This is a genomic window from Microbispora siamensis (assembly GCF_016863095.1).
Lineage (GTDB): Bacteria > Actinomycetota > Actinomycetes > Streptosporangiales > Streptosporangiaceae > Microbispora > Microbispora siamensis.
Window position 1 is genome coordinate 1 of record NZ_BOOF01000038.1, and the last position, 6,041, is coordinate 6,041.

General features: G+C 71.1%; 3 protein-coding genes. 2 read left to right on the top strand and 1 reads right to left on the bottom strand.

What is annotated here, in order from left to right:
- On the top strand, nucleotides 1–3,729 hold a 3,729-nt coding region (locus Msi02_RS29950; RefSeq protein ID WP_204051336.1), incomplete at its 5' end, for a HAMP domain-containing protein.
- Nucleotides 3,730–3,739: 10 nt separating this feature from the next.
- Here the strand turns inward: Msi02_RS29950 and Msi02_RS29955 are convergent.
- Entirely contained in the window at nucleotides 3,740–5,053 is a 1,314-nt protein-coding gene (locus Msi02_RS29955; protein WP_204051337.1) for an FAD-dependent oxidoreductase, read from the bottom strand.
- 458 nt (nucleotides 5,054–5,511) lie between these two features.
- Here Msi02_RS29955 and Msi02_RS29960 point away from each other — a divergent pair.
- Nucleotides 5,512–6,041: cellulose-binding domain-containing protein (locus Msi02_RS29960; RefSeq protein ID WP_239108811.1), on the top strand; the 530-nt coding region annotated here is incomplete at its 3' end.

Below are 6,041 nucleotides of genomic sequence, written 5' to 3' on the forward strand. Positions count from 1 at the left end.
GGCCAGGCCGACGTCAAGGGTGTGTCGGGCACCTGGCGCGACCTCACCGACTCGGTGAACTTCATGGCGGGCAACCTCACCAGCCAGGTCCGCAACATCTCCCAGGTCGCCACGGCGGTCGCCAAGGGCGACCTGTCGCAGAAGATCACCGTCGAGGCCAAGGGCGAGGTCGCCGCCCTCGCCCAGACCATCAACACCATGGTCGACACGCTCAGCGCGTTCGCCGACGAGGTCACCCGCGTCGCCCGCGAGGTCGGCACCGAGGGACGGCTGGGCGGCCAGGCCGACGTCAAGGGCGTCTCCGGCACCTGGAAGGCGCTGACCGAGTCGGTGAACGTCATGGCCGACAACCTCACCGACCAGGTGCGCAGCATCGCCGAGGTGACCACGGCGGTCGCCAAGGGCGACCTGTCGCAGAAGATCCGCGTCGACGCCCGCGGCGAGATCCTTGAGCTGAAGGAGACCATCAACACGATGGTCGACCAGCTCTCGTCGTTCGCCGACGAGGTCACCCGCGTCGCCCGCGAGGTCGGCACCGAGGGACGGCTGGGCGGCCAGGCCACCGTACGCGGCGTGTCGGGCACCTGGAAGGACCTGACCGACTCCGTCAACGTGATGGCGTCCAACCTCACCAGCCAGGTCCGTTCGATCGCCCAGGTCGCCACGGCGGTCGCCAAGGGCGACCTGTCGCAGAAGATCACCGTCGAGGCCAAGGGCGAGGTCGCCGCGCTCGCCCAGACCATCAACACCATGGTCGACACGCTGAGCGCGTTCGCCGACGAGGTCACCCGCGTCGCCCGTGAGGTGGGTACGGAGGGCCAGCTCGGCGGCCAGGCCCGGGTGCCCAACGTGGCGGGCACCTGGAAGGACCTCACCGACAACGTCAACTCGATGGCCGACAACCTGACCAACCAGGTGCGGTCGATCGCCCAGGTCACCACGGCCGTCGCGCGGGGCGACCTGACCAGGAAGATCGACGTCGTCGCCCGCGGCGAGATCCTGGAACTGAAGACGACCATCAACACGATGGTCGAACAGCTCTCCTCGTTCGCCGCCGAGGTCACCCGCGTCGCGCGCGAGGTCAGCACCGAGGGACGACTGGGCGGCCAGGCCGAGGTCGAGGGCGTGTCCGGCACCTGGAAGCGGCTGACCGAGAGCGTCAACGAGCTGGCCAGCAACCTCACCCGGCAGGTCCGCGCGATCGCCGAGGTGACCAGCGCGGTCACCTCCGGCGACCTCACCCGCTCCATCACCGTGGACGCCGAGGGCGAGCTGGCCGACCTCAAGGACAACGTCAACTCCATGGTGGAGTCGCTGCGCGAGTCGACCAGGGCCAACCAGGAGCAGGACTGGCTCAAGACCAACCTCGCCAGAATCTCCGGGCTCATGCAGGGCCACCGCGACCTGTCGGCGGTCGCCGAGCTGGTCATGAACGAGCTGGCCCCGCTGGTCAACGCGCAGCACGGCACGTTCCTGCTGGCCGAGGAGACCCCGGCGGGCGCGGAGCTGCGGGTGGTCGGCTGCTACGGCCACCGCGACACCTCGCGCCGCTTCGCGTTCGGCGAGTCGCTGGTCGGCCAGGCCGCGCAGGCCAGGCGGACGATCCTGGTGGAGGACATCCCGCCGGGCTACCTGACCGTGTCGTCCAGTCTCGGCGAGGCCGGGCCCGTCAACCTCATCGTGCTGCCGATCGTGGTCGAGGACCAGGTGCTCGGCGTGATCGAGCTGGCCAGCCTGGGGCGCTTCGCCGGCATCCACCGGAACTTCCTGGAGCAGCTCGTCGAGACGATCGGCGTCAACGTCAACACGATCGTGGCCAACGCCCGCACCGACGCGCTGCTGGCCGAGTCGCAGCGGCTCGCCACCGAGCTCCAGGTGCGGCAGGAGGAACTGCAGCGCTCGAACGCCGAGCTGGAGGAGAAGGCGGAACTGCTGGCCCAGCAGAACCGCGACATCGAGACCAAGAACAGCGAGATCGAGCAGGCCCGTCAGGAGCTGGAGGACCGGGCCCAGCAGCTCGCGCTGGCGTCCAAGTACAAGAGCGAGTTCCTCGCCAACATGAGCCACGAGCTGCGCACCCCGCTCAACTCGCTGCTCATCCTGGCGCAGCTCCTCTCCCAGAACCCCACCCGCAACCTCACGCCCAAGCAGGTGGAGTACGCCAACGTCATCCACTCGGCCGGCACCGACCTGTTGCAGCTCATCAACGACATCCTCGACCTGTCCAAGATCGAGGCCGGCAAGATGGACATCACGCCGGAGCCCGTCAGCCTGCGCCAGCTGCTCGACTACGTGGACGCCAACTTCCGTCCGCTGACCACCCAGAAGGGGCTGCGGTTCGGGGTGACGGTGGCCTCCGACGTGCCGGCCCAGCTGCTCACCGACGAGCAGCGGCTGCGGCAGGTGCTGCGCAACCTGCTGTCGAACGCGGTCAAGTTCACCGAGGCGGGCTCGGTCGAGCTGCGCATCGAACGGGCGGCGGACGTGGACCTGCCGGACGCCGCCGGCCAGGAGATCCTGGCCTTCCACGTGGTGGACACCGGCATCGGCATCGCCGCGGAGAACCTCTCGCAGATCTTCGACGCCTTCCAGCAGGCCGACGGCACGACCAGCCGCAAGTACGGCGGCACCGGCCTCGGCCTGTCGATCAGCCGGGAGATCGCGACCCTGCTCGGCGGCGAGATCCGCGCGACCAGCACGCTGGGCGAGGGCAGCACGTTCACGCTCTACCTCCCGCTGGCCCACGTGGACGGCGTGGAGAGGGACGAACCCGAGACGCGGACGCGGGAGGAGGAGCCGCCGCTGATCTTCCCGCACCCGGTGCCCGCGGCGGCGCAGACCTCGGGCGGCAGGGACGGCCGCAGGGCGGAGCGCCGCCTGCTGGTCGTCGAGGCCAGGCCCGGCGGCCTGCTGTCCATGCTGGCCCAGAGCGTCGCGGCCGACCTGCACGACACCCACGGGCCGGTCCAGGTGTCGACCGCGAGCGACGCCCACTCCGCACTGTCGATGCTGCGGCAGGAGAGCGTCCACTGTGTGGTGCTCGACCTCGGCATGCCGCACGACGCCGCGGCCGACTTCCTCAAGGGGCTCGACTCCGATCCGGCGCTGCGGGCGCTGCCGGTGCTCGCGCACCACTCGCGCAAGCTGTCGCGCCCACAGGAGGACCTGCTGCAGGTGCGCTCCCGCAACCAGCCGCTGGAGCGCCTGCCCAGCCTCGACGAGCTGCGCGAGCGGATCACTCTGCACCTGTCCGCCGAGGAGCCCGGCAACGTCCTGCCGCTCGTGCAGCCGGCGTCGGAGGAGGGGGCGCAGGAGCTCGGGAAGGTCGACAGCGCGCTCGTGGGCCGCAAGGTGCTGGTCGTGGACGACGACGTGCGCAACGTCTTCGCGCTCACCACGATCCTCGAACTGCACGGCATGCAGGTGCTGTACGCGGAGGACGGCCGCAAGGGCATCGACGTGCTGATGCGCAACGACGACGTGGATCTGGTGCTGATGGACATCATGATGCCGGAGATGGACGGCTACGCCGCCACCGCCGCCATCCGGTCCATGCCGCGCTTCGCCCAGCTGCCGATCATCGCGGTCACCGCCAAGGCCATGCACGGCGACCGGGAGAAGACGCTGTCGTCGGGCGCGAGCGACTACGTCACCAAGCCGGTGGACGCCGAGGAGCTCATCGTCTGCATGCAGCGCTGGCTGGACCTGCCCGGCAACGGCGACAGGTAGGCACGGTTCCTCAGGGCTGACGGGTCGGGGCCGGGCCCGAGGTCGGGGCGGTGCGACGGCCCCGGGCCCGCGCCGCCCGGCGCAGGTCCTCGAGCACCGCCCGGGCGGCCCGCCGTCCGGAGACCAGCGCGCCCTGGTGGGAGCCGGTGTCCCGGTGGTCGCCGCACACGTAGCGCCGGGCGCCCAGCCCGACCGCTTCCAGACGCACCGGGCGGCGCAGCGGCATCGGGGGCGGCATGGCGGGCAGGGCCGCCTCGATCGCGTAGGTGGCGAGGTGCTCCCACGACGAGGTGTCGCCATAGATCTCGGTGAGCCGGGCCCGCACCCGGGGCTCGTCCCGGTCCGTGTGGACGCCGAGCACCGAGGTGGCGATCAGGGCGCGGCCGTCGGCGGAGTACTCGGGGGCCGCGTCAGTGATCACGATCGTGTCGGTGATCACTCCCGTCGCGTCCACGACCAGCGTGGGCTCGCCGAGGGGCGAGGCCGGGGCGGCGTGGTAGAAGGTCGTGACCGGCCGCATCGCGGGCACCGGCAGGCCGGGCACCAGCCGCCCGGCCGCGGGCGGATCCACCGCCACCACCACGGCCGCACCCGCGACCTCGCCTCCGTCCGCGAGGGCGACGCCTTCGGGAGTCAGCGCGCTGACCGGCGTCTCCAGCGAGATCGCGCCCTCCGGCAGGCGGGCGGCGAGCTGAGCGGGGATCCGCTCCATGCCGAGGGCCGGCACACCGATCCTGCCGCGGGAGAACGACCGCCACAGGAGGTGGAAGATCCGGCTGGAGGTCTCCAGCTCCCGTTCGAGCACGACTCCCGCGAGAAGGGGGCGGAACAGGTTCTCGACGATCTCGGGGGACGCGCCCCAGCGCCGCAGCTCGGCCAGGGTGGTGCGCTCGGCGCCCCCGCGCCGCCGTACGAGTGAGTCGGGGAGCAGCAGGTCGCGGACGGTCACCGCGACGAGCACCACCTTGTCGAACGGCGTGCCCACATGGGCGAGCAGGCCGCTGAGCGCGTGCCGAGGGTGCCGCCAGGGCAGCTCGACCCGCTCGCGCCGGCCGTCCCGGAAGATCATCGCTCCGTTGGTGAACCGCCGTAGGTCGAGCGCGCCGATGTCGAGGACCCGGGCGGCTTCCGGGTAGCTGGTGTTGAAGATCTGGTAGCCCCGGTCGAGCCGGAAGCCGTTCACCCGGTCGGTGCGGATCCGGCCGCCCACTCCGTCGGACGCCTCCAGGACGCGGACCGGCACCCCCTCCTGGCGCAGGTGCCAGGCGCAGGCCAGGCCGGCGAGCCCCGCGCCGACGACGATCACCGTGGCAGGCTGTGGCATGAGCGGATCTCCTCCCTGACCGGCCGCGCCGGATGGCTCCCTTCAAGGACTTCGAACCGGAACGGCGGGGCGGATGCAGCGGCTCGGCGGGAGCGTGGAAGCCGAGGGTGAGAGATCAGATCTGTGATCGTTCACAGACCGGCACGGCACGCGGGACTGAAAGTTTCAATGATCGACACCCGGTGTCGGCGTGCAGGTGACACGCCCGCACCGGCTCCTAGCAGCCATAGATCGGCGGACCGGACGCGTCGGATGATTGCGTTCACATTGGTGAACCGAGGCTGATTGACCACATCACCGGTTTCGCGTTGTGATGACGCACCCCGGCGCTTCCCGTCGCACGGTACCCGCCGGGGCCCGGTCCGACCCCGGAGGTCCCGCCTGGGAGAACTCCCTAGCACGCACGCGCTTCCGGCTGAATGCCGCGCCCCTGTCGGCACCCCCTCATGGAGTTCCAGATGACCACACGACGAAGACCCGCTCTGGTCGCCGCCGTGGCCTCGGCCGCCGCGCTCGCGGGGGCCGGGGTCCTGCCCGCCCTGCCCGCCTCTGCGGCGGCGGGCTGCCGGGTGGACTACCAGGTGACCAACCAGTGGCAGGGCGGGTTCGGAGCCGCCGTCACGATCACCAATCTCGGCGACGCCGTCAACGGCTGGACGCTCACCTGGTCGTACACCGCCGGCCAGACCGTCACGCAGGCGTGGAACGCCACGGTCACCCAGAGCGGCGCGCAGGTCAGCGCCAAGGACGCCGGTTACAACGCCTCGATCCCCACCGGCGGCACGGCGTCGTTCGGCTTCAACGGCTCGTGGAACGACTCGTCCAACCCCGTGCCCGCGAGCTTCGCGCTCAACGGCACCGCCTGCACCGGCGGGGTCACGAGCAGCCCCACTGCGAGTCCCAGCGCGAGTCCCAGCGCGAGTCCCAGCGCGAGTCCCAGCGCGAGTCCCAGCGCGAGTCCCAGCGCGAGTCCCAGCGCGAGTCCCAG